The sequence below is a fragment of the Kitasatospora sp. NPDC127035 genome, assembly GCF_042726075.1.
Lineage (GTDB): Bacteria > Actinomycetota > Actinomycetes > Streptomycetales > Streptomycetaceae > Kitasatospora.
Genome location: NZ_JBHXDN010000057.1, coordinates 1 through 25,437 on the forward strand (window position 1 = coordinate 1; position 25,437 = coordinate 25,437).

The following is a 25,437-nucleotide window of genomic DNA, read 5'->3' on the forward strand; positions in this document are numbered from 1 at the left end:
GCGCGGATGAAGCGGTGGTCGTAGGCTTTGTCGGCGTGCAGCTTGCCGGGACGGCGGCGTCGCGGTCCGCGCCGTGAGCGGATCGGCGGGATGGCGTCGACAAGCGGTATCAGGGCCTGGCTGTCGTGGAGGTTGGCCCCGGAGATCGCGAGCGAGAGGGGTAAACCGGTACGTTCGGTGAGCAGGTGGATCTTCGACCCGTACTTGCCTCGATCGACAGGATTCGGACCTGTCAGCTCCCCCTTTTCAGGGCCCTCATGTTCACCGAGTCGACCGCGCACCTCGACCAGTCCAGGTCACCTCGCGCGCCGAGCTCCTCCAGGACCACCCGGTGGAGCTTGGCCCAGACCCGGGCCCTGCTCCACTCGGTGAACCGCCGATGGGCGGTCGGGCCGGACGGGCCGAAGCATGGCGGCAGTTGGGCCCAGGTGCACCCGGACGTCGCGACGAACACGATCGCCGCCAGCACCTCGCGATCCCCGTGGCGCCGCCGGCCACCACCCTGCGGGCGCACCGGAGCGTCCGGCACGACCAACTGGAACAACTCCCACAGCTCATCCGGCACCAGCCGCTCAACGATCAGCACACTCGGAGTCTACTCAACCCACCCAAATGAGATGTCTTCTTATGTAGTTCCCCAGGACCTTCCGGCAGAAAGTGCGATCCGCAGGGCCTTTGGGTAATTAAACGGATCTACGATACAGAACATTCTGGAGACTTCGGGCCCTTGCTGCGATTTAGGGAAATCTGCCTATTGATAGGATGTTGGAATCATGGCAAGGACTCGCTTCCATGGATCGCCTGAATGAAGGATGCCCTGAATCGTCTGCTCCTTATCACTCCAATTCACCGCATAACTCGGATTTTCCTCCGTCCAGTATCGACAGTCCAAGCGGACACGTCGGACACGGGCGCCGAGTCAGCCCGAATTCGGCCTCCAGGTGCAGGGCGGCGATGACATGGACAGTTCGCTCGAAAGACAGCTGAGGCCTCGCCCCCGGGGGGGGGGCGAGGCCTCAGCCTTTCTGCTCTACAGCTACGCCTGTTCCAACTCTGTGAGCGAGGCGCTGATAAGGTCACTCAGCTCGGCAAGTTCCGCGGAAGAAATCGCCGAGGAAAGTGCGGACCTGGCTGCTGTCCGCAGGTGAAGGTTGTGAAGTCCGCACATCAGGATGAGGTCGATGGCGGAGCTTCTGCAATCGATATCCTCCGACAATTTCAAGATCTCGCAGTAAGCGGGAAATCCGAGGGAGATTTCTTTCATGCACTCCCTCGCACTCGCTCCCCCTGCCGCATCCGAAGTGGCCGGCGTCTCGATTCCCGAAGAAATCATTGTCAGCGTCTCAAGCGTCCTTTCGAGTGCGTAGCCAGTAAGCGACGACACCCCATGGACAAGACACCGAGTCGCGGCAGGGGAGGATTCGGCCAACCGGCCCTGTGTGATGGCCTCATCCTCGATCCGATCAATCGATAGATCTACATCGCGGTCTGAGGTCGCCTCATTCAAGTCGAGGAGCGCAGCCCGAAGGACCAGTGAGTGATCTCCGTTCGAGCTCCTTAGTGAGCCCCAGTCGTGCCTATCAATCTCAACCTTCATCGGCCAGCCTCCTATTCGTCGAATAGCCGCAGGATATCGGTCTTGAATGTTGTCCCCTGCTCGGCGAATGGTGAGCGTCCATATCTGAACTCACACACGGAGCAGATCTTGACTTGTTTGAGAGGCGTCGGAGCCTTTCGAGGTCGCACCGCAGAAGTGAACACCACCTTGCTGGGATCGCCCCCAAGTGCGTTTATGAGGCAGGCCTCCGCGCAGGCGCCGTTGCTCATGTCGTTGGAGGCGGCCGCAAACTGTCGCGTATCCACATTGTATCCAGCCGTCACAACACCTGGCCGCTTGTTTGTAGGCATTCCTCCCACGCTCCTGGCCAAACTGTCTCGCTCGCCTTGCGCTGCTGCCAGAAGATCGTCATCGGAGAGGCCACTGCCATTTTTAGGAGTACTGGTTATGCAATTGTGGACGAGGACGGGGGTGGTGCCTGCGAGGACGTAGTAGGTGTGGAGGTCGCTGACGGTGAGGTTGTGGACGCGTTGGTGGGCGGTGTGGGAGCGGATGGTGCTGATCTGGACCCAGGTGCCGGTGGAGGTCTCGAGCCATTGGCCGGGTTGGAGTTTGTCGGCGGTGAGCCATTCGCGGGTTTGGGGGAGCCAGAAGGGGTGGCCGTCGGTGGCGGTGAGGGTTTGGGTCTTGGTGGGGTCGACGGTGTAGGTGGCGGCGGTCTTGACGGTGTCGTTGGCGGGTTGGGTGATCTGTGGGGTTGTGGTGGTGGTGGCGGGGTCGAGGGTGATTTCGTAGAGGTTCTTGTCGCCTTCGCCGGTGATGGTGGCGGTGACCTGTTTGGCTTCGACGCGTCCGGTGGTGGGGTCGGCGGCGAGGACGGTTTCGCCGGTGGTGATCCGGTCGATGGGTTTGGTGGTGCCGTCGGCCATCAGGACGAGGGCGTCGGGGACGAAGCTGTTGCAGCCGGGGGCGGCGCGCCCGCCGGCGTTGCTGCTGCCGCCCTTGGGCTTGCTGCCGCTTCCGGCGGCCTTCCCGCCGCCGCCACTGCCGGCCTTGCTGCTTCCGCTGCTGGTGGTTTTGCCTCCGCCGGCTTTGCCGGCGCCGGGGGCGGGGCCGGCTTTGCCGCCGCTGCTGCCGGTGGCTCCGGCACGGGGGCGGGAGGGGGAGGAGGGGACGGATTTGGAGGCGCCGCGGGCGGCGCCGCTGCCGCGTTCGATGGCTTTGGCGGCGTCGGTGACGGTGTCGACGGCGTTGGCGACTTTGGAGGCGATGCGGGCGGCGGTGGCGGCGCTGCCGATGACGGGGACGACGGCGACGAGGGAGAGTGCGGCGTTCTTCCAGTCGCCTTCGGCGGCGTACCAGACGCCGTTGATGATGTCGCAGGCGTCGCCGATGACGGGGATCATGCCGGCCACGTCGAGGACGGTGTGGCCGATGTTGGAGATGGTGTTGTAGTTCTCCTTGACGACGTCGACGGTCTTGCTGACGGCGTTGGCGGCCTTCTTGACGATGCTGGAGCCCCACCACAGGCCGGTGGGGTCGGTGTAGGTGAGGGGGCTGTTGTTGGCGTAGAGGTAGCCCTGGAGCTGTTGGGGGTCGCTTGCGTCGATGACCGGGTCGACGGAGAGGAAGCGTCCGTTCTTGGGGTCGTATTCGCGGGCGCCGAGGTGGGTGAGGCCGGTGGCCTTGTCCTGGGTGCCGCCGACGAAGCCCTTGTCGCCCTGCCATTGGCCGGGGGCGGGTTGGGTGCCGCGTTCCTCGCCGAAGGGTTTGAACGCGCGGCGGGTCGCGGTGAGTGTGGCGGCGTCGATCGCCGTCGTTCCCGTGCCGTGGTGGTCGGAGGCGACGTAGCTGAGCCGGCCGTCGGAGGTCCGCACGATGGTGGGGCCGCCGGCGGTGGGGTAGTAGCGGGTGCCGGTGACGTCGCCGGTGGTGGTGTTGAGGGTGAGTTCGGTGCCGCCGAGGTAGAGGGTGGTGCGGCCGGGGTCGCGGCGCAGGAGGCGGTTGCCGTCGGCGTCGTAGACGTAGGTGGAGGTGCCGGTGCTGGTGGCGGCGGTGGCGAGGTGGCCGTCGGGGTCCCAGGTCATGGTCTGGGTGTTGCCGCCCTCGTCGGGGCGGGTGAGGGTGTTGCCGGTCTGGTCGTAGGTGTAGCCGGTGGTGGCGGTCGGGCCGTTGCCGGTTTTGGTCTGGGTGGTGGTGGGGGCGTGGGGGCGGGGCTGGCCGGGGGCGGGGTAGGTGTGGGTGCTGGTGATGTCCTTGGCGGTGTCGCCGGTGGGGTCGTGGTCGGTGGTGGCGGTGCGGTTGCCCGTGACGTCGTAGGTGAACGACTGGCGGTAGGGTGCGGGGCCGCCGTTGGTGGCGGGGTTGGGTGTGGTGTTGGTGCAGCCGCCGATTCCGGGGACGGAGGGGCCGGGGCGGGTGGTGGTGGTGCCGGTGTCGGTCCACGCCTGGGTCAGGCGTTTGAGGTGGTCGTAGGTGAAGCACTGGGTGTCGGTCTGGCCGTCGTTGCGCCAGGTGGAGACGGAGGTGACGTCACCGGCGGGGGTGTAGGTGTAGTCGGTGATGTCGAGGGAGGTCTGGCCGTCTTCCTTGTCGAGGAAGGAGCGCAGGACGCGGCCGGTGCCGGGCTGGTAGGTGTGGGTGAGGGCGACCTGTTTGGGGACGTCTCCGTAGGTGATCCGCTGGAGCTGGCCGAGCTCGTCGTAGTTGGTGAAGTTGACGTAGTCGTCGAGGCCGCCGAGGGAGACCGGCAGGCCGTTGGGGTTGCGGCCGGTGTTGATGGTCTCGGCCGGGAGGCCGCCGACCTCGGGCAGGTCCGTCTGGAACGGCAGGCCGGAGATCGCGTCGTAGTAGGTGTTGGAGGTGTAGGTGCCGGTCAGGGCGCCTTCGCCGTCGGGGACGGTGACCTTGGTGGCGACCGGGTTGTAGGCGGTGTCGTACTCGGTGACTTCCTGGCGGTAGGCCTTGCCGGCGGACCAGCTGGTGGCGGCGGTGGGCAGGCCGGGCAGGAGGGTGTCGTACTCGTAGGTGGCCAGCGGGGTGCCGGTGGTGCTGCCGAGGTTGCGTGACAGCGGCCGGCCGAGGATGTCGTAGCTGACCGCGACGGTGACGCCGCGGGTGTCGGTGGTGGAGACGGGGCGGTCGGCGGCGTCGTAGACCGTGGTGATGACGCCCTTGTCGGGGTCCTCGGAGCGGGTCTGGCGGCCGTGGACGTCGTAGCCGTACTTCCAGGCGTTGCCGGCGGCGTCGGTGACCTCGCCGAGTTTGCCCTCGACGTCGTAGGTGTACTTCGTGGCGTCGTAGGCGCCCTGCGGGGTGGCGCCGTGGTACTGGCGCAGTTCGGTCGAGCGTCCGCGGGCGTCGACGAGGCTCGTGGTGGCGGTGCCGCCCTGGGGCGGGGTGGCGTCGGTGCGCTCCACGCCCGGGTAGGAGACGGTGGAGCGCCACTGCTCGATGGCCTTGGAGGAGAACGTCTGGACCACGGGGCGGCCGAGGCCGTCGTAGAACGCGGCGTTCTGGCCGGGGATCTCGTTGTCGTTGGCGACGAACCGGGTGGTGCCGGGCTCGCCGGTGCGGTTGATGTAGGGCTGGTTGGTCTTCACCACCTGGCCGTGGCTGTCGTAGAACGTGTCGCTGACGATGCGGGCGCCCGCGGCGTTGTTGGCGGGTGTGGACTGTGTCTGGATCTGCTCGCCGAAGGCGTTGAGGATGACGACGCCGACGGTGTAGTCCCTGCCGCTCTCGCGCAGGTTCCTGGTGGTGACGGAGGTGGTGCCGGTGCCGGTGAGCTGGTACTCGACCAGGGTGTCGGCGAGGTCGGTGCCGGGGGTGCGGCCGGGTTGCCAGGCGGCGGTGGTGCGGCCGAGGGCGTCGACGTTCTGCTGGGAGGTGCGGCCGTTGTGGTCGACGGACTTGACCGGCACTTCGCGGGTGGGGTGGAAGGTGGTGGTGCTGGTCCAGCCCTTGGCGTTGGTGACCTTCACGGTGGTGGGCTGGACGCCCGCGGCCGGTTCGTAGGCGGTGGTCGTCGTCGCCCCGGCGGCATCGGTGCTGGTGGTGACCCGGCCGTAGGCGTCGTAGCCCACGGTGGAGACCAGCGAGAACACCGGCTGGCCGCCGGAGAACCCGTCGAGTTCCTCGGTGCGGGTCACCGCGCCCGGGCCGTTGAGGACCCCGAACGCCTGGCCGTCGTAGAACGCCCGGCTACGGCCCAGCGTGCTGGCCTCGGACGCGACGAGGTCCGAGCCGTTGACCGTGGCGCAGCCGTCCTTGGTCTGGACGGTTTCGGCGACGCGGTCGAGTGTCCAGGTGGTGGTGTTGCGGGCGTATCGGGTGGAGGCGCACAGGTCTGGCAGGCCGTCGGCGCGGTCGATGACCTTGACGGGCATGCCGTGGGTGTCGAACGTCGCGGTCTTGGAGGTGGATTGCCAGGTGCCGTCGGAGCGCAGGGCGGTGTCCTTGCCGGAGCCGTTGCGCAGCATCTGTGCGGTCAGGGCGGGCAGGGTGGTGCCGCGGTTGTGGGTGGCGGTGGCGGTGGACAGCCAGGGGTCGGACTTGGAGAGGGCGATCAGGGCGCCGCCGTCGGAGGCGTAGGTCTGGCGTTCGCGCAGGGAGCCGGCGAGCGGGTTGGCGTCCTTGACACTCGCGCCGCCGATGTCGGTGTAGGTGACGGAGCGCTTGCTGCCGTCGGCCTTGACGTCGCCGTCCATGCCGCGCAGGTAGTACGCGACGGCCTTGCCGATCGGGTCGGGCGCGACGCCGCTGCGGGTGACGACCTGTTCGTAGCCGCGGAACTGGTTCCAGGTGCGGCGGTCGGTCTCGGTGTACTCGTCGTCGTCGCGGTGCCAGGCGGCCGGGCCGACGTATTCGTAGGTGGTGGTGCGTACGGGTGAGCCGCCGAACGGGTCGCGTTCGTTGACCTGGGAGACCACGTACTTGTGGAACCAGTCCAGGGTCGGGGGCAGCGGGCTCTTGTCGTCGGGGTTCCAGTACACCGGGTAGCAGCGTTTGCCGTTGGTGTCCTGGGCGGTGGGGAGGGTGGCGGGTGTGCAGTCGGCGTCGGCGTAGACGGCTTCGGTGGTCTTGCCGGTCTCCGCGGTCACGCCGATGACGCGCCGCCGGTTCAGCGGGGGCTTGTTGTCGCTGCCGGAGTCGACGCGGTTGTTGAGGAACTTGCCGGTGAAGGTGATGGCCGGCTGGTCGATCCGGTTGGCGCCGTCGTGGCCCGAGTGGGTGATCGAGTTCAGCCACAGGGCCGGGGCGGTGTGGTCCTTCGGGTCCGGGTACTCGTGTGCCAGGACGTAGGAGTCGACGTCGGCGTAGGAGCCGGCGTTGAGGACCTGGGTGGTGATCTTCGTCAGGCGTTTGGTGGACCAGAACGTGGCCTGGTAGTTCTCGCAGGTGCCGGTGGCGGTGCAGTTCTGGTCGAACGGGACGTCCGGCCACTTGCCCGCGTTGGCGGTGTTGAGCTTGTTCGGCGCGCAGTCGAACGAGGCGTCGGGCAGGCAGCGTTCCGTGACGTCGAACACGACCTGCCCGGTGGGCTTCACGCTGTCGGTGTCGGTGAGTTTGGAGCCGTAGGTGATCCGGGCGAGGTTGCCGCCGCGCACGTACGCGGTCCGGGTCCCGGACGGGTTCTGCGCGGAGAGGCCCCGCTGGTAGTGGTTGGTCTCCTTGTCGTACCAGTGGGAGATCAGGCCGCCGCGCGGGTCGACGACGAAGTCGAGCATCCACCGCCAGGCCTGGTCGCACCAGGACGCCTCGAACGAGGTCTTGTTGCAGTCCTCGCCCGGGTTGTTGCCGTAGACGGGTGTCGTCCAGGCGGAGTTGGTGGCCGGGGCGCCCGCCGCGGCGCCGGGTTTGCGGCCCAGGCCGAAGTAGTACTGGGTGCCGTCGGTGGTGGTGACCTTCCAGTGCTCGCCGTTGTTGTCGCCGTTGGTGGCGCCGGTCAGCAGTTCGACGCGGGAGGCGTCGTCGCCCTCCAGTCGCCAGGTGCCGGTGGCGTCGTCGCGTACCAGGGTCGAGGAGCGGCCGTTCAGTGAGATGGTGGCGTTCCAGCCCGCCAGGCACTGCTCGCCCGAGCCGCTCTGGCCGTCCTTCGCGCAGGGCTTGAAGCGCCGCTCGACGAAGCCGGGCGTGTACTCCCAGCCCTCACCGATCCACGACGACTGGTTGTTCGTCGCCGCGGTCCGGCCGTCGACCGACTGCGAGCTGTAGGACAGGGACACGTTCGGCTTCGAGCCGCCCAGGCCCTCCGGTACCGCGATCGGGTAGGACCAGTTGAAGCCACCGGTGTTCCCACCGACGCTCCACGTCCCCGACGGCGCCAGACCGGTCGCCGCGAACGTCCCCGCCGAACCACCCGGAGCGGCCGACGCGGCCAGGACCGTGCCACCCGACGGAGCGGCCGACAGGGACCGGGCACCGAGCTCCGCCGCCGGGGCCGCCTGTGCGGACCCGCCCGCGAGCTCCACGTCGGTGCTCAGCAGACCGGGCCGAGCTGCGGTGCGGCGCGTCTCCACGGGCGTCTGGGTGCGGCACTCGGCCCGCTCGGGCGTGGTGAGCGCACACTCGGGCAGTGCCACCAGACGCGCCCGGGACAGCCAGTCACCACCGAACGCACCCTCGATCGAGGACACGTCCACGTCCACCTTGACGGGGGAGCCCGTACTGCCGCCGGCCGTCGGACGCACCGCCAGCAGCAGGCCGTTGACGCCCGCCTTCTCGGCGGCGGGCCGGTCGGCGACCGTGACCCGGACCTTGTGCGAGGCGGGCGTCGCCCGCTCGCTGCGCAGGGCCTCCGGCGCGGCGGCGACGGCCGCCACGGCGGGCGAGCTCACCCACACCGGTGCGGTACCCGCCTGGCCGCCGGCCGGCACGGCCGCCGGGGCCGCGGCGAAGGCGGACTCCTTGAGGCTCTTCGGGGTCGCGGTCCTGGGCGCGAGGTCGACCTCGGCGTCCACCGCCCCCGGCCACGCCACCGCACCGGCCTTCCAGGCCGGCGCGCCGTCGCCCTTGAGCGGGACGGCCTTGACCGGGGCGGCGTTCCTGCCGCCGACCGCCGGGGTCCGGTCGAGGTCGCGGGGCGACCATTGGGTGGGATTGCGGGGCTTCCACGCCGCCGCGTGCGCAGGTCCCACGCCGGCCAGCATCGACAGCACGAGGACCGCGGCGGTAGTCAGCCGCCGTCTCCCTCGTGACCGCCGTTTGGCGTGGAATCCGTCCGGTGATACCGACACGACTTGCCTCCTGGCATGCCGAAGCAGACCTTCCGTCGGAAGGCCTGCTGAACAGGGATTTTCGCGCGGAGCCTAACGTCCGTTCGCGAACCTGGTCCATCGGTGTCCGGAGCCCCGGCCGGGACACAACGAACGGGGGGGAATCGATGATCACTCCCGACCTTACGCAGCGTGCGAAGAGAGGGGGTGTTTTGCCCTTATTTACCGTACAAATCTCCTGATGCACCCTCACCGATCGTGGGCGTCCTGCCGCTCCGACCAGCGCTTTGACTACGGAGAGCTCGCAGTTGTGAGGTGCCTCACAACGCAGAAGACCATCCGTCAGAAAAGACGTCGTGCGCGGATGTTAGGTTCCCGTTCGCCGATATCCGCACGGCAATCCACCAGCTGACGAGAGGTTTCCTCTTATGGGGTCGATATCCCCCCATCGCAGTCGTCGACGCAGATCCATGCTGGCCGCATCGGTCGGCATCGTACTGACTGTTGGCATGCTCAGTTCTACCGCTCCCGCCCTTGCCGCCGAGGGGAATTCCCCGATTTCCCCGATTTCCCCGATTTCCCCGGTTTCCCCGGTTTCTCCGGTCGTCGAGGCGCAGGCCCCGGCGGTGCCGGGTACGGCCGCAGAAACCGCGCAGCGGGCCGCCGAGTCCGCCGCGCTGGCCGAGGCCCGGCGCAGCGGCAAGCCGGTCGAGATCGCGGCGCTGACCACCGAGACCGACACGGTGGTCGCGAACCCGAACGGCACGCTGGGTCTGCGGCGTACCGTGGCCCCGGCGCGGGCCAAGCGGGACGGGGTCTGGAAGGATCTCGACGCGACGCTCGTCCGGGCGTCCGACGGCACCCTGCGGCCGAGGGTGACGAGCAGTCAGCTGACGTTCTCGGGTGGTGGGTCCGGACCTCTCGCCACTCTCGACCAGGACGGCCGCAAGCTCGCCCTGAGCTGGCCGGGTGCGCTGCCGGCGCCCACCCTGGACGGCGAGAGCGCCACCTATGCCGAGGTCGCGCCCGGTGTCGACCTGAGGCTCACGGCGAACCAGGCCGGCGGGTTCGCGCAGGTCCTGGTGGTCAAGACCCCGGCCGCCGCGCAGGACCCGAAGGTGAAGGCCCTCGCCCTCGGCCTGAGGACCGAGGGCGTCTCGGTGACCGCCGACGCGGGCGGCAACCTCAACGCCACCGACGCCGACGGCCGCGTCGTCTTCCGCGCCCCCGCTCCCACCATGTGGGACTCCAGCACGACCGCCGCCCCGGCCGCGCCTGCGAACGCGAAGTCCGGTGCCCGCGCGGCCCGTTCCGCCGCGGACGCCCCGGCAGCCGCCCCCGCCGCCGACTCCGAGGGCCTGAAGGTCCACTCGGACGCGGACGGCCCCGGCCTCGGCGCCAACGTCTCGCAGCTGTCGGCCACGCCCGCCGGCAGCTCGCTGACGGTCACGCCCGACAGCGCCTTCCTGGACGCCCCGACGACGACCTACCCGGTCTACATCGACCCCACGTGGACGCCCACCAACCGGGGCACGCAGAACTGGACCTGGGTCCAGGAGGCGTACCCGACGGTCACGCACTACAACGACTACGGCAACGCCTACGACCCGGGTGTCGGCTACCAGCAGTGGCAGACCAAGAAGGGGCTGGAGCGCTACTACATCCAGCTCGACGCCGGTGACCTCGGTGACAAGGTCATCCGGAAGGCCGCCCTGGTCGCCACGCAGTCGTACGCCGCGGCGAACAACTGCGCGTCCACCTACGGCGTCACGCTGCACCCCACGCACCCCATCGACGGCACCACCTCCTGGAACAACCAGCCCTGGGACTGGGGTTCGCTCGGCACGGCCACGCTGAACAGCGCGGGCGGCGACGGCTGCCCGGGCGCCACCACCACCGGCGAGTGGGACGTCCGCCAGCACCTGAGCGACAACAACTGGCGCGGTCTGCTGTCCTTCGGCCTGTTCGCGGCCGACGAGTCCAAGCGGGACGGCAACAACGGCAACATCAGCTTCAAGCGCTTCACCCGCACGCCGGCCAAGCTGCCGTACCTGTACGTCGAGTACAACCGCGCCCCGTACGCGCCGTGGAGCCTGGGAATGACCCCGGCCCCGCAGAACCCGAACGGCAACGGCTGCGGCTGGATCGGCGCGACCAACGCCGCCACCGGCATCCGCCTGTCCGCCTGGATCGGCGACCCCGACAGCAACCAGATCGACGCCCGCTTCGAGGTCCGCGACCTCGGCACCGCCGACGAGCCGGTGGCCTGGGACAGCGGCTGGGGCAACCTCGGCAACAGCAACCACGAGGCCGCCGTCACGCCCGGCAACCTCCAGGACGGCCACACCTACTACTGGCGCGTGCAGACCGGTGACGGCGAGCTCCCCTCCGGCTGGTCGGCCGGCTGCCAGTTCAGCCTGGACCTCACCCCGCCCGCCGTGCCGACCGTCACGTCCGCGGACTACCCGGCGTCCGGCACCCTGCCCGGCTCGACCAAGCACATCGGCGAGGCCGGCGCGTTCACCCTCGACGCGACGGACAACGCCAGCGGGGTGCTCTCCTACGAGTACGCCTTCAACTCGGCCATCCCCGTGGGCGGCGCCAACCGGGTCGACGCCTCCGGCAACGGCTCCGCGGTCATCAACCTCACTCCCACCATGTGGGGCACCAACCTGCTCCGGGTGCAGGCCGTGGACCGCGCGGGCAACCGCTCGCAGGAGAACACCTACAGCTTCTTCGCCCCGTCCGACCCGAACGCCAAGACCGTCCTCGGTGACATCACCAACGACGCGCAGGTGGACCTCGTCCTCCCGGACAACAACGGCAACCTGATGCTGTACCCGGCCGGTGTCGAGCCGAGCTTCGGCGGCCCGATGGCCTCCGACAAGGCCAACAGCCCGGGCGGCAAGGGCTGGGACAAGGCGCTGGTCACCCACCGCGGCGGAAACGGCATCCGGATCGACGACCTGATCGTCTACGCCGACTCCACCCTGTACTCCTACCGCAACTCGCTCTGGGCGAGCAGCCTGCAGTCCGAGGGCAACCTCTACTTCAGCAGCAGGAACGCCGTCCTCTCGCGGCGTCCGGTGGCCTGCAGCACGATCGGCGTCCCCGGCGCCAGCTGCGTCGGCTACCACAAGACCGACTGGAGCCGGGTCAAGGGACTCCTGGCGATCGGTGACATCGACACCGTCGGCATCCCCGACCCGACCGCGGACAAGCGCCGCTACGACCTCCTCACCCAGGAGGACGACGGCGCCGGCCACGTCGGGCTCTGGCTCTTCCGCAGCTCCTCCGCGACCGGCGTCTACGCCTCGGGGACGCCGCTGAGCACCGCCGACTGGTCGAACCGCACGCTGATCGCCCCCGGTGACGCCACCGGCGACGGTCTGATCGACCTCTGGGTGCGGGAGAACGGCACCGGCAACATCTACCAGTACCCGAGCCGCAAGCTCCCCGACGGCAAGCCCGACATCACCGCGCTCGTCGACGACAGCACGCGGACGCTGATCGGTCACGCCTCGGCGGCGGACTTCCCCAAGCTGACCTCCTCCGGTGACGTCAGCGGCGACGGCGTCCCCGACCTGTGGACGCGCGACACCAGCGGGGTCCTCAACGTCTGGAGCGGCATCACCTCCACCGGCAAGGCCGACGCCCCGGTGACCGGCTTCCTCTCCGCGGCGGCGCTCGGCTACCCCGGCGGCACCATCAGCTTCCACGCCGGTGCCAACACCAACAAGTGCATGGACGCCAACGGCAGCGCGGACGGCAGCCGGCTCCAGCTGTACAACTGCTGGAACGGTGACAACCAGCACTTCACCTTCCGCACGGACGGCACCCTGCGCACTCTCGACAAGTGCGTGACCGCCGACAACACCTACAACGGCGCCTCCGTCAACCTGCGCACCTGCGTGCCGGACGCGCCCGGACAGAAGTGGACGCTGCGTCAGGACAACACCCTGTACAACCCTGACTCCGGGCGCTGCATCGACGACATGACGGCCGGCGGCAGCGACGGCGTCCAGCTGTGGCTGTGGGACTGCCACTCCTACAGCAACCAGAAGTGGATCAGCACCGCCAACCGGCCGGTCAACCTCCACTCCGGTGCGAACAACAGCAAGTGCATGGATGCCAACGGCCCGGACGAGGGCTCGCAGATCCAGCTGTACGACTGCTGGAACGGCCTCAACCAGCGCTACGACCTGCGGACGGACAAGACCGTCCGGGTCTACGAGAAGTGCGTGACGGCCGACGGCGCCGCCAACGGGAGCCCGGTGACGGTGCGCAGCTGCACCGGCGCGGACAACCAGAAGTGGGAGCTCCGGGGCGACGGCACCCTGTACAACCCGGTCTCCAACCGCTGCGTCGACGACATGACCGCGGGCGGCCAGAACATGGTTCCGCTCTGGATGTGGAGCTGCCACTCCTTCGCGAACCAGCGCTGGACCACTGCCTGACCGATCACCCTCCGGCCCCGGTCCGAGTCCTCCCGCTTCGGCGGGAGGTTCTCGGGCCGGGGCCCTTCGCGTTCTGCGGCCGCCTCCCTCCGTCCCGGTCGAGCTTGCTCGATCGATCCTGTAACGTTCATTCTCAGGACGAGCGTTTTGAAAGCAATAGATCGGAGGGGGATCATGGGGCAACACGGAGGCGGCACCGGTGGCCACGCGGTGCGGTCGGAGGCGGGCGACCGCGAGAAGCGCGGGCGGAGGGGGAAGCCGGAGCAGGACGGTGCGGAGGGTGCGAGGGGTGCGAAGGGTACGGAGGGTACGGAGGCCGGCCGGGCCGCACCGGCCCGGCTGGCCGACGTCGACGCACTGCGCGGTTTCGCGCTGTTCGGCATCCTGACCGTCAACATCACCTACCTGGCGTCCGCCTACCACGGCACCGGCGTGGAGGAGCCCGGGTTCGGCTCGCCGCTCGACACCGGTGTCCGGCTGCTGGTGGCGCTGCTGTTCGAGGCCAAGTTCTTCCTGCTGTTCTCGTTCCTCTTCGGCTACAGCTTCACCCTCCAGCTCGACTCCGCCGAACGGCGCGGCGCCCGCTTCACCCCGCGCTTCCTGCGGCGGCTGGCCGGGCTGTTCGTGCTCGGGGTGCTGCACGCGGTGGTGCTGTTCCCGGGCGACATCCTCACCACCTACGCCGTGCTCGGGCTGATCCTGCTCGCCCTGCGCCGGCTCCGGCCGAGGACCGCGGTGCGGACGGCGGTCGTCCTGTTCACCGTCACCTCGGCCGCGTACCTGCTGCTCGCGGTGGCCCTGCGGGGCGCCGACGGGGGTGACCGGGCGGTGCTGGCGGCCGACGCGCAGCAGGCCACCGAGGCGTTGCGCGGCGGGTTCGGCTCGGTGGTCGGGGCCCACCTCGACCAGCTGCCGGACGTCCTCTTCCTGCTGGCCTTCTTCCAGGCCCCGGCCGCGCTCGCGGCCTTCCTGCTCGGGCTCGCCGCCGGCCGGCAGCGGGCGCTGGCCGAACCCGGCCGGCACGACCGGACGCTCCGTCGGCTCCAGGTCTGGGGGTTCCCGCTCGGGTTGCTCGGCGCTGCGGTGTACACCTACTCGGCCCTCCGGAACCCCGGTGCCTCCTTCCAGGTGTTCGCGCTCGGGGTGGACGTGATCACCGCGCCGCTGCTGGCCGCCGCCTACGCGGCGACCGTGCTGCGGATCGCCCGGGGCCGTCACGGCCGGCGGATGGTGGCGGTGCTCGCTCCGCCCGGCCGGATGACGTTGACCAACTACCTGACGCAGTCGCTGGTCTGCGTCCTCCTCTTCACCGGTGTCGGTGTCGGGCTGATCGGCCGGGTCCCGCCGCCGGGTGTCGCGCTGATCGGCGTCGCGCTGTTCGCGGCCCAGGCGGTGTTCTGCCGCTGGTGGCTGGCCCGCCACCCGTACGGGCCGGTGGAGTGGCTGCTGCGCGCGGTCACCACGCTCTCCCGGCCGCGCTGGCGCGGGTCGGCGGACACGGCGGACACGGCGGACACGGCCACAGTGGGCGCGGCGGGGGCCGTGACCGGGCCGACGGGGGGACCGGGCGCCGCCGGCTGAGGTCGAGCCCCCCGCGCGGGGGCGCTCCGGCGTCCGTGACCCGCCCGGGCATCGAGGGCGCCCGCCGGGGTGACCGGCCGTCACGTCCCCGCGCCCGGCAGCCCGGTTCCGCCCGGACGTTCCGGGGGCGGGGCGCCCGTGCCGCCCGCGACCGGGTGGTTCCGATCATGAACGACTAAGCTGCCGCCCCGTCAAGCCCTCGCGAAGCCCTCGCGACGGGCGGTTCGGAACGAGGGCGGGAGCCAGAAGATGATGGGACCGGCGCATTCGCTGTCGGGGGCGGCGGCGTGGTTGGGTGCGGGAGCGATCGCGACGGGGCTCGGTGAGCCGATGCCGTGGCCCGTGCTCCTCGCGGGCACGCTGATCTGTGCGGGCGCCGCGCTGGCGCCGGACCTCGACCACAAGGCGGCGACCATATCCCGGGCGTTCGGCCCGGTGTCGCGGGTCCTCTGCGAGGTGATCGACAAGCTCTCGTACGCGGTCTACAAGTCGACCCGCAGCCGGCACGACCCGCGCCGCACCGGTGGCCACCGGACGCTGACCCACACCTGGCTCTGGGCGGTGCTCTGCGGGGCGGGCGCGTCCGCCGCCGCCGTCTACGGCGGCCGGTGGGGAGTGCTGGCGGTGCTCTTCGTGCACATGGTGCTGGCGATCGAGGGCCTGCTGTGGCGGCACGCCCGGGTCTCCAGCGACGTCCTGGTCTGGCTGCTGGGCGCGACCAGCGCGTGGATGCTGACGTACGTGCTCGACAAGCCGGGCAACGGCTCGCTCTGGCTGTTCGACCAGCCGGGGCAGGAGTACCTGTGGATCGGCCTGCCGATCACCCTCGGCGCGCTCGTGCACTGCCTGGGTGACGCGCTGACCGTGTCGGGCTGCCCGGTGCTCTGGCCGATACCGATAGGGCGCAAGCGCTGGTACCCGCTCGGGCCGCCGAAGGGGATGCGGTTCCGGGCCGGCAGCTGGGTGGAGCTCAAGGTGCTGATGCCGGTCTTCATGGGCGCGGGCGGTCTCTGCGCGGTCGGGGCGCTGGGTTACTTCAGCTGATCCCGCACGACCTGTGAGCCCCGGGCCGGGGGTGTCTCCGGCGCGGGGCTCCGTCGTGTCCGGTTCCGGCCTGCCCTGCCCCGGGTACCCCCGTGGGGTAGTGCTCATCACGGGTCGAAAGCTTGCCCGAGATACCCCCTGGGGGTATAAAAGAACTACGGGCGACGTCGCCTCGGTGGATACCCCCCGGGTGTATCCACCGAGGCGGCGCCCCGCCGCCCGACCGCCGCCCGCCACCACGGCCGACGGTCGCCACCCCGCTCGACGACCACGAGGAGCCCAGATGACCACCCAGGCCCCCGCCTCCACCGAGGTGGAACTCCTGATCGGCGGCATGACCTGTGCCTCGTGCGCCGCCAGGATCGAGAAGAAGCTCAACCGGATGGACGGCGTCACCGCCACCGTCAACTACGCCACCGAGAAGGCCAGGATCACCGTGGCGGGCGAGGGCTCCGGCTCCGGTGCGGGTGCCGCGACCGGTGTCGCCGACCTGATCGCGACCGTCGAGGCCACCGGCTACACCGCCGCCCTGTCCCGGCCCGCCGCCGCGCCGCAGACCGCCGGGCCGATCACCGGACCCACCGCTTCGGTGGGGTCGGCCGACGACCTCGAACCGCTGCGGCAGCGCCTGATCACCGCGCTGGTGCTGGCCGTCCCGGTGATCGCGATGGCGATGGTCCCGGCCCTCCAGTTCGACAACTGGCAGTGGCTCTCGCTGACCCTCGCCGCCCCCGTCGTCACCTACGCCGCCTGGCCCTTCCACCGGGCCGCCTGGACGAACGCCCGCCACGGCGCCGCCACCATGGACACCCTGGTCTCGCTCGGCACCGGTGCCGCGTTCCTCTGGTCGCTCTGGGCCCTGTTCTTCGGGCACGCGGGGATGCCCGGGATGCGGCACGGCTTCGAGTTCACCGTCGCCCGCAGCGACGGCTCCTCGAACATCTACCTGGAGGCCGCCGCCGGGGTGACCGCGTTCATCCTGGCCGGCCGCTACTTCGAGGCGCGGTCCAAGCGCACCGCCGGAGCCGCGCTCAAGGCGCTGCTGGAGCTGGGGGCCAAGGACGTCACCGTGCTGCGCGACGGCGCCGAGGTCCGCGTCCCGACCGCCGAGCTGACGGCTGGCGAGCGCTTCGTGGTCCGCCCGGGCGAGAAGATCGCCACCGACGGGGTGGTGGTCGAGGGCGCCTCCGCCGTGGACGCCTCGATGCTGACCGGCGAGTCGGTTCCGGTCGAGGTCGTGGTCGGCGACGCCGTCACCGGCGCCACCGTCAACGCGGGCGGCCGGCTGGTGGTCGAGGCCACCCGGGTCGGCGCCGACACCCAGCTCTCCCGGATGGCCCGGCTGGTCGAGGACGCGCAGAACGGCAAGGCCGCCGCCCAGCGGCTCGCCGACCGGATCTCCGCCGTCTTCGTCCCGATCGTGATCGTCCTGGCCCTGGCCACCTTCGGCTACTGGCTCGGCACCGGCGAGGGCTGGACCGCGGCCTTCACCGCCGCGGTCGCCGTGCTGATCATCGCCTGCCCGTGCGCCCTCGGCCTGGCCACCCCGACCGCGCTGATGGTCGGCACCGGACGCGGCGCCCAGCTCGGCATCCTGATCAAGGGCCCGGAGGTGCTCGAATCCACCCGCAGGGTCGACACGATCGTGCTGGACAAGACCGGCACCGTCACCACCGGCCGGATGACCCTGCTCGCCGTCCGCACCGCGGAGGGCGTCACCGAGACCGAGGTCCTGCGGCTGGCCGGTGCGCTGGAGCACGCCTCCGAGCACCCGATCGCCGCCGCCGTCGCCGCGGCCGCCGCGGAGAAGGTGGGCCCGCTGCCCGCCGTCGAAGGGTTCGAGAACATCCCGGGGCTCGGCGTGCAGGGCGTCGTCGACGGCCACGCCGTGGTGGCCGGCCGGGAGGCCCTCCTGGCCGACTGGGCGCAGTACCTTCCGGCTCCGCTCGCCGAGGCCAAGCGCGCCGCCGAGGCGGCCGGCCGGACCGCCGTCGCGGTCGGCTGGGACGGCGCGGCCCGGGCCGTCCTGGAGGTCGCCGACGCGGTGCGGCCGACCAGCGCCGAGGCCGTCGCGCACCTGCGGGCGCTCGGTCTGCGGCCCGTCCTGCTCACCGGGGACAACCGGGCCGTCGCGGAGGCCGTCGCCGCCGAGGTCGGCATCGCCGCGGAGGACGTGATCGCCGAGGTCCTGCCCGAGGACAAGGTGGCCGTCGTCCGGCGGCTCCAGGCCGAGGGACGGGTCGTCGCCATGGTCGGCGACGGAGTCAACGACGCCGCCGCGCTCGCCCGGGCCGACCTCGGCCTCGCCATGGGCACCGGCACCGACGCCGCCATCGAGGCCGCCGACCTGACGCTCGTCCGCGGCGACCTGCGCTCGGCCGCCGACGCGATCCGGCTCTCCCGCCGGACCCTGGCCACCATCAAGGGCAACCTGTTCTGGGCCTTCGGCTACAACGTGGCCGCGCTCCCGCTGGCCGCCGCCGGCCTGCTCAACCCGATGATCGCCGGCGGGGCGATGGCCTTCTCCTCGGTCTTCGTGGTCGGCAACAGCCTGCGCCTGCGCACCTTCCGCTGAGCCGGGTCGCCGCCCGGCCGCCCGCGGCCCCGAACCGTCCGGTTCCGGGGCCGCGGGCGTTCACGACTGGACCGACGAGGGGACTCCGCCGAGGCGTTCCCGGAGGTGACGGGGCCGGTCGCATAGCCTGCGGCTGGCCGTCGCCCCGGCGGCGCGCGGCTTCGGGACGTGGACGGGAGTGCAGGGTGGCTTCGTCGGGTGCGGTCGGGTCGGGCGAGGGCGAAGGAGGGGACGAGGGCCGGGCCCGCGGCCGTGGCGAGGCCGGCGGCGCGGGGCGCGCCGCACGGCGGAGTGCCGGGACGCCGGGGGCGTCGGGGCCACCGGGGGCGTCGGGGGCATCGGCCCGGCAGCGCTGCCGGGCCTGGCTGCTGGAGGGGCTCGCCGACCGGGCCAAGCAGCACCCGGGCCCGCACGCCCAGCTCCCGGTCGAGCAGGGCCGCCCCTGGTGGCGCGTGATGTGCCTGACCGGTCTCGACTACTTCTCCACCCTCGGCTACCAGCCGGGCATCGCGGCCCTCGCGGCCGGTCTGCTCTCCCCGGTGGCGACCGTGGTACTCGTCGCCGTCACCCTCTTCGGCGCGCTGCCGGTCTACCGCAGGGTGGCCCGGGAGAGCCCGCACGGCGAGGGCTCGATCGCGATGCTGGAGCGGCTGCTCTCGTTCTGGCAGGGCAAGCTCTTCGTGCTCGCCCTGCTCGGCTTCGCGGCCACCGACTTCATGATCACCATCACCCTGTCCGCGGCGGACGCCACCGCCCACATGGTCGAGAACCCGCACCTGGCCGACGCCCTCGCCGGTCGGCACGTCCTGGTCACCCTGATCCTGGTCGGCCTGCTCGGCGCCGTCTTCCTGAAGGGCTTCAGCGAGGCGATCGGGGTGGCCGTCGTCCTGGTCGGGATCTACCTCGCGCTCAACGTCGTCGTCGTGGTCACCGGCCTCTACCACGTCGTCGAGTCCCCGACCCTGGTGACGGACTGGACGGAGGCGCTCACCGCCGAGCACGGCAACGTGGTGGCGATGGTCGGCGTCGCCCTGATCACCTTCCCGAAGCTGGCGCTCGGCCTCTCCGGGTTCGAGACCGGCGTCGCCGTGATGCCGCACATCGAGGGCGACCCGGACGACACCGAGGAACGCCCCACCGGCCGGATCCGCGGTGCGCGGAAGCTGCTCACCACCGCAGCGCTGATCATGAGCGTCTTCCTGATCACCACCAGCCTCATCACCACCCTGCTGATCCCGAAGGAGGCGTTCGAGCCCGGCGGGGAGGCCAACGGCCGCGCGCTCGCCTACCTGGCGCACGAGTACCTCGGCAACGCCTTCGGCACCGTCTACGACCTCTCCACCATCGCCATCCTGTGGTTCGCCGGCGCCTCCGCGATGGCGGGCATGCTCAACCTGCTGCCGCGCTACCTGCCCCGGTACGGCATGGCCCCGCACTGGGCCCGCGCCGTCCGCCCGATGGTGATCGTGCTGACCCTGATCGCCTTCCTGGTCACCTGGATCTTCGACGCCAGCGTGGACGCCCAGGGCGGCGCGTACGCGACCGGCGTGCTGGTGCTGATCAGCTCGGCGGCCATCGCCGTCACCATCGCCGCCCACGCCGCCCGCGAGCGGGGCCGGACCGCCTGCTTCGCGGTGATCGCGGCGGTCTTCGTCTACACCACGGCGCTCAACATCGCCGAGCGGCCCGACGGCGTGAAGATCGGAGCCTGCTTCATCGCCGCGATCGTGCTGGTCTCGCTGCTCTCCCGGCTCAAGCGCGCGTTCGAGCTGCGGGTCACCGACGTCGTGCTCGACGAGGCCGCCGAGCGCTTCGTCCGCGACTACACCCACCGGCCGCTGCGGCTGATCGCCAACGAGCCCCACCGCCGGGACCTCGCGGAGTACCAGGAGAAGAAGCGGCAGATCCGGACGGACAACGACATCCCCGCCGAGGACGACCTGGTCTTCGTCGAGGTGACGGTCCGTGACCCGTCCGAGTTCGAGTCGGTGCTGACCGTCCACGGCGAGGTGCTGCACGACCGCTACCGGGTGCTCAGGCTGGAGAGTTCCAGCGTGCCCAACGCGCTGGCCGCGCTGCTGCTCACCGCCCGGGACCGGACCGGGCAGCAGCCGCACATCTACTTCGAGTGGACCGAGGGCAACCCGTTCGCGCAGTTCCTGCGGTTCTTCCTGTTCGGGCAGGGCGAGGTCGCGCCGGTCACCCGCGAGGTGCTGCGCGAGGCCGAGCCCGACCGCTCGCGCCGGCCCCGTGTCCACGTGGGCTGAGACGCACGTGGGCCGAGACGCACGCGGGCCGGAAACCCGGGCGCCGCCGGGACCCGGGACCCGGCACCCGGTTCGCGAGGGGGGAGGGGGGAGGGGGCGAAGGTGCGCGGGCCTTGTGCCGACGGGTTGTCAGGTGCATAGCATGGCGGATCACCGGCCCTCCCCCTCAGAGGAGCAACTCCCGTGCGCAACCGAAGGTTCGGCTCGATCGTCCTGACCGGCGCCCTGGCCCTCGCGGCCCTCGGGGCGGTCCCGGCCGCAAGCTCCGCCGCCGAGCCGGGCAGCGGCCCGCGCCACCGGGTCGAGGTCTTCGGCGAGGACGGCCCCGCCGGCCACGCGACCGTGCCCGGCACCTCCCCGTACCTCGCCGGCGCCCGGCCGGGCATCGCACCCGCCGCCGGGGACGGCGAGGTCACCCCGATCCTCCGCAGCGGCGCGACCGCCGACAAGCTCGACGTGGTCGTCATCGGTGACGGCTACACCGCCGCCGAGCAGGAGAAGTTCCGCGCCGACGCCGTCGCCAAGTGGCAGGAGACGAGCGCCGTCGAGCCGTACGCCGCCTATCGCGGCCTCTTCAACGTCTGGGCCGTCTCCACCGTCTCCACCGACTCCGGCATCACCGGGGACCCGGACCGCGCCACCGTCCGCAACACCGCGCTGGGCTCCTACTTCTGGTGCGAGGACATCGAACGGCTGCTCTGCGTCGACACCGGGGCGGTCGAGAGGTACGCCGCCAAGGCGCCCCGGGCCGACCTCGTCCTCGTCGTCGCCAACACCGCCAAGTACGGCGGCGCCGGCTACAACGTGGCGTCCCCGCTCGGCTACGACGGCATCGCCACCGTCGCCGGGAGCAACGCCAGGTCCGGGCAGATCGCCGTGCACGAGACCGGCCACTCGCTGGGCAAGCTCGCCGACGAGTACTTCTACGAAGGCACCGACACCTACCCGGCCGAGGAGGGGGAGCCGGGCGAGCCCAACATCAGCACCCTGCCCGCCGACCGGCTGGCCCGCGAACACGCCAAGTGGTACCGCTGGCTCGGCCGGACCTCGCCGGACGGGGGCGTCGTCGGCGCGTACGAGGGTGGCGGGTACTACCCCAGGGGGCTCTACCGGCCGACGGAGAACTCGATCATGAGGTCGCTCGGCCGTGAGTTCAACCTGCCGGGCCGCGAGGCGATGATCGCCGGCTTCTACCGGCACGCCGTCCCGCTCACCAGCCCCACTCCCGCCGGCACCCCGCTCACCAGGGCCGACCGGCTCACCGTCGACCTCCCGGTCACGGGCACCACGGTCCGGTGGTCCCTGGACGGCCGCGAACTCCGGCAGCTGCGGGGCCGCACCGCCGTCGACCTCGTCACCGTGCCGCTCCCCGGCCCGCGCGGCCGGGTCCACACCCTCACCGCCACCGCCACCGACCCGACGCCCGCCGTCCTGGACCCCGCCCTGCGGGTCCGCCTCACCTCCGCCCTCTCCTGGCCGGTGACCCGCTGACGCCCTGACACGGGAAGACCCGTGCGCCCGTGCGCGGGAAGTCGGCCGGTCCGACTTCCCGCGCACACAGGTACGGACGCACGGGGGACGCGCGCGCGGACGCGCCGACGGGCCCGGGCGGCGTGCGGGCAGCCCGTCAGACTGCCGCGATCACGCACTCGTCGATGGCGGTGACGGTGGTGAAGCCCAGGCGCCCGTAGAGCGAGACGGCGGTCGGGTGGTCGGCCCGGACGTTGAGGCCGATGTGGTCGGTGGTCGGCGACAGCACCTCGCAGAGGCGGGTGGTGCAGGCGGCGGCGAGCCCCCGGCCGCGGAACTCCGGGTGGGTGGTGACGTTGCCGATCACCGCGACCCGGTGGGCGGGGGAGTGGACGTGCACGCCGGCGGCCGCGACGAGCCGGCCGTCGGCGTCCCGGACCCCGACGTAGGGGCCGGTCGTCAGCATCCGCTCGTCGAACCAGTTGCCGGGGTAGCCGGCGGCGAAGAGGGCGAGCAGGTCCGCCAGGTCCGGAGCGCCGAGCGGGCCGACCTGCCACGAACCGGCACCGGTGCCCAGGGCGGTGCGGTCGGTGAGCGCCATCCGCAGCATCGCCGTCCGGTGCTCGACGCGGTACCCGGGCGCGAGCGCCTCCGCGCCGCCGCCGGTGAGGTGGGCGAGGAACCGGTCCGGCAGCACCGGGCCCATCGCGCGCAGCAGCTCGGTGAGGTGCCCGTGCCGCTCGGGCCGGGTGAGGCCGAGCAGGGTGGGCAACTCGCCCACTCCGTACAGCAGCGCGACCGGGCCGTCCCCCGGGCCCTCCCCCGTGCCCTCGTCCGAGCCGTCGTCCGAGCCGTCCGCGAGGGTGTACCAGGTGGTGTGCGGCCAGAACGGGTCGTCGAGGTCGCCGAGTTCGAAGAGGTGCAGCTCCGGGTCGTGGCGGAACCGGTCGGCGAGCGCCTCGCGGTCGTGCAGGCGGGTCAGCGGGGGCGGCATCGTGGGCATCCGCCGAGCCTACGCGCCCGGCCCCGCGCGCCGCCCGGCCGGGCCGACGGGAGGCCGACGGGAGGGCGACGGGACCAGGGGACGCGGGCGAGGGGACGCGGAACGAAGCGGTGTGCGGCCGTCAGGCGGAGGACGGGACCGAGCCGACCGGCCCCAGCAGCACCCGCAGTCTCCCGGGCGGCAGACCGGCGGTACGACCGACGACCCGGGTCAGGTGCGCCTGGTCGGCGAAGCCGAGCTCCTGGGCGAGCACGGCCAGCCGTGTCTCGCCCTCGGTCAGCCGTTCCAGGGCCACGGTGACCCGCAGCCGGTTGCGGTAGCGGGCGAGGCCCTCGCCGGTGGAGGCCCGGAAGATCCGGCTGAGGTGGTGCGGGGAGCAGCCGACCGCCCGCCCGAGCTGTTCCAGGCCCAGTCCGAGATCGGCCGCCAGCGCGGCGCGCGCGGCGTCCACCACCCGGCGCCGGTCCGCGTCCCGGCCGGGCCGACCGCTCGCCACCCGCGCCGGGGCCAGCGTGGTCAGCACCTCGGCGGCCAACGCGACGGCGCGCTCGGCGAGTTCGAAGGAGTCGGCGCCGTCGCGCGCCCGGGCGGTGAGCAGCCGCTGCGCGAGTGCCGTCCGGGGAGTGGTGAACACCAGCCCCTCCGGCACCTCGGGGTCGCCGCCCAGCAGTGCCGCCACCTGCGGCTCGGACAACACCAGCTCGGTGTAGGCGTCGCCACCGCACGGGTGCGCGAACTGCTGCTCGCTGCCCATCCGCTCGACGTAGACGGTGGTCGGGTCGAGCAGCTGCTCGACGCCGTCGATCCGGCCCCGGAACAGCCCCCGGCGCACCATCACCAGGCCGAACACGGTGGCCGGTCGCAGCTCCGTCCAGCCGTGCGGGGGGTCCTGGCAGCGGACGTCCGCGACGTACAGGTCGTCGCCGTTCAGCAGGCAGGTGCGGTCGACCGGCATGCGCGCACCCTACTCGCGCGGGCGGCGGCTGTCGCCGGTTGCGCGGGCACGGACGGATCGCGCAAGAAACGACAAGCCGCGGGGCGGCTCGCGGCGGGAGCCTTGGTCCTGCCGGCGCCCCGGACGGGGGTCAGGGCGCCGGCCCACCTGCCCCCGCGTGGACCCCGTCCCGTCCCGCGCCACCGGCCCGTCCGACCAGAGCCCCGAGGAGCACCGGTGAACGATCCGTCCGACCACCCCGCCCGCCGTCAGGTCCTGCGCGGCGCCTTCGCCGCCGCCGGCACCGCCGCCGGCACCGCCGCCCTCTGGTCGCTCGCCGGCCCGCCCGCGTCCGCCGCCGAGCCGTCCGGGGCCGAGCCGTCCGGGGTCGAGTCGTCCGGTGCGGGGCCGTTCGCCGAGGGGACCTCGGCGGTGGCGTCCTCCGCCGGGGGCGGCGCAGCCGCGCGGCGGCTCGGCCGGTACGAGGTGCTGGCCCTGCTGGACGCGCACGGCCCGTTCCCCGGCACCCGGCAGGCCGTCTTCCCGGCCGCCTCCCCGGCCGACTGGGAGCGGGCCCGCGACCTCGACCCGGCGGCCTTCGGCCCGGGCGACACCTGGGAGCTGGACTTCCGCTGCTTCGCCGTCCGCCGGCCCGGAGGCCGGGTCACCCTGGTCGACGCCGGCGTCGGGCCGGTCGGCAGCCCGGCGTCGGCCTGGGCGCCCGTTCCCGGCCGGCTGCCCCGGGTGCTGGCCGCCGCCGGGATCGGGCCGGCGGACGTCGAGGCCGTGGTCCTGACCCACCTGCACGAGGACCACTTCGGCTGGTCGGTCCTGCCCGACGGCGTGCCGGTCTTCCCGAACGCCCGGTACGTGGTGCAGCGCGCCGAGATCGCGGCGCTCGCCCCGACCCGTACGGCGATGACGTACGTCGTGGAGCCGCTGCGCCGGGCCGGACTGCTGCACGAGGCGGACGGTCGGACGGTGCTCGCGGGTGCCGGTGGGCGCGGGTCCGGCGGCGCCGTCACCCTGCTGCCCACGCCCGGGCACACCCCGGGGCACCAGTCGGTGCTGGTCGAAGGCGGTGGCCGGCGGCTGCTGGTCACCGGGGACGTCCTGGTCCACGCGGTGCAGCTGGCCGCCCCGGAGGTCGGCTACGCCTTCGAGGCGGATCCCGCGACGGCCCGCCGCACCCGTGTGCGGCTTCTGGACGACGCCCGCCGTACCGGGACCGTCCTGGCCACCGCGCACCTCAACCGCCCGTTCGTCCGCCCGCGGGTTGACGGGTGGACCTCCCCTGCCTAATCTCTTCTTCAAGGAAGATAAATCCTTGA

General features: G+C 71.7%; 11 protein-coding genes and 1 pseudogene. 7 read left to right on the forward strand and 5 right to left on the reverse strand.

From position 1 onward, the window contains the following. The 3 genes and pseudogenes from ACFWIC_RS30310 to ACFWIC_RS30320 all read right to left on the reverse strand — a co-directional run. A pseudogene (locus ACFWIC_RS30310) lies at positions 1–586 on the reverse strand (IS5 family transposase); the annotation flags it as partial. A gap of 450 nt (positions 587–1,036) precedes the next feature. After that, positions 1,037–1,597, reverse strand: a complete 561-nt coding sequence (locus tag ACFWIC_RS30315) for a hypothetical protein (RefSeq protein ID WP_380520479.1) — start codon at positions 1,595–1,597, stop codon at positions 1,037–1,039. A gap of 11 nt (positions 1,598–1,608) precedes the next feature. Beyond that, positions 1,609–8,697, reverse strand: coding sequence for an RHS repeat-associated core domain-containing protein (locus tag ACFWIC_RS30320; RefSeq protein ID WP_380520480.1), 7,089 nt, complete (start codon positions 8,695–8,697; stop codon positions 1,609–1,611). A 704-nt stretch (positions 8,698–9,401) separates the two neighbouring features. On the opposite strand from ACFWIC_RS30320, the gene ACFWIC_RS30325 reads away from it, so the two are divergent. The 6 genes from ACFWIC_RS30325 (at position 9,402) to ACFWIC_RS30350 (ending at position 22,190) form a co-directional block, all read left to right on the forward strand. Continuing rightward, entirely contained in the window at positions 9,402–13,232 is a 3,831-nt protein-coding gene (locus ACFWIC_RS30325) for a ricin-type beta-trefoil lectin domain protein (RefSeq protein ID WP_380520481.1), read from the forward strand. Positions 13,233–13,406: 174 nt separating this feature from the next. Next, positions 13,407–14,813, forward strand: coding sequence for a DUF418 domain-containing protein (locus ACFWIC_RS30330; RefSeq protein ID WP_380520482.1), 1,407 nt, complete (start codon positions 13,407–13,409; stop codon positions 14,811–14,813). A gap of 249 nt (positions 14,814–15,062) precedes the next feature. Beyond that, positions 15,063–15,857: a metal-dependent hydrolase gene (locus ACFWIC_RS30335; protein WP_329874856.1), complete on the forward strand. Its 795-nt coding sequence runs from the start codon at positions 15,063–15,065 to the stop codon at positions 15,855–15,857. A 283-nt stretch (positions 15,858–16,140) separates the two neighbouring features. After that, the gene (locus ACFWIC_RS30340; protein ID WP_380520483.1) at positions 16,141–18,432 is read left to right on the forward strand and encodes a heavy metal translocating P-type ATPase; all 2,292 of its coding nucleotides are present in this window, start codon (positions 16,141–16,143) and stop codon (positions 18,430–18,432) included. 365 nt (positions 18,433–18,797) lie between these two features. Then, on the forward strand, positions 18,798–20,699 hold the full coding sequence (locus tag ACFWIC_RS30345; protein ID WP_355408212.1) for an amino acid transporter: 1,902 nt from the start codon (positions 18,798–18,800) through the stop codon (positions 20,697–20,699). Positions 20,700–20,882: 183 nt separating this feature from the next. Further along, positions 20,883–22,190, forward strand: a complete 1,308-nt coding sequence (locus ACFWIC_RS30350; protein ID WP_380520484.1) for a M64 family metallopeptidase — start codon at positions 20,883–20,885, stop codon at positions 22,188–22,190. A 136-nt stretch (positions 22,191–22,326) separates the two neighbouring features. Here the strand turns inward: ACFWIC_RS30350 and ACFWIC_RS30355 are convergent, their stop codons facing one another. Together ACFWIC_RS30355 and ACFWIC_RS30360 are read right to left on the reverse strand one after the other, a co-directional pair. Further along, positions 22,327–23,172, reverse strand: coding sequence for a GNAT family N-acetyltransferase (locus tag ACFWIC_RS30355; protein ID WP_380520485.1), 846 nt, complete (start codon positions 23,170–23,172; stop codon positions 22,327–22,329). Positions 23,173–23,293: 121 nt separating this feature from the next. Further along, positions 23,294–24,127 carry a helix-turn-helix transcriptional regulator gene (locus tag ACFWIC_RS30360; protein WP_380520486.1) on the reverse strand — a complete coding sequence of 278 codons (834 nt, stop codon included), beginning with the start codon at positions 24,125–24,127 and terminating at the stop codon, positions 23,294–23,296. Positions 24,128–24,343: 216 nt separating this feature from the next. Between ACFWIC_RS30360 and ACFWIC_RS30365 the strand changes: the two genes are divergently transcribed. Beyond that, the gene (locus tag ACFWIC_RS30365; protein ID WP_380520487.1) at positions 24,344–25,408 is read left to right on the forward strand and encodes an MBL fold metallo-hydrolase; all 1,065 of its coding nucleotides are present in this window, start codon (positions 24,344–24,346) and stop codon (positions 25,406–25,408) included. Positions 25,409–25,437 lie beyond the last annotated feature (29 nt).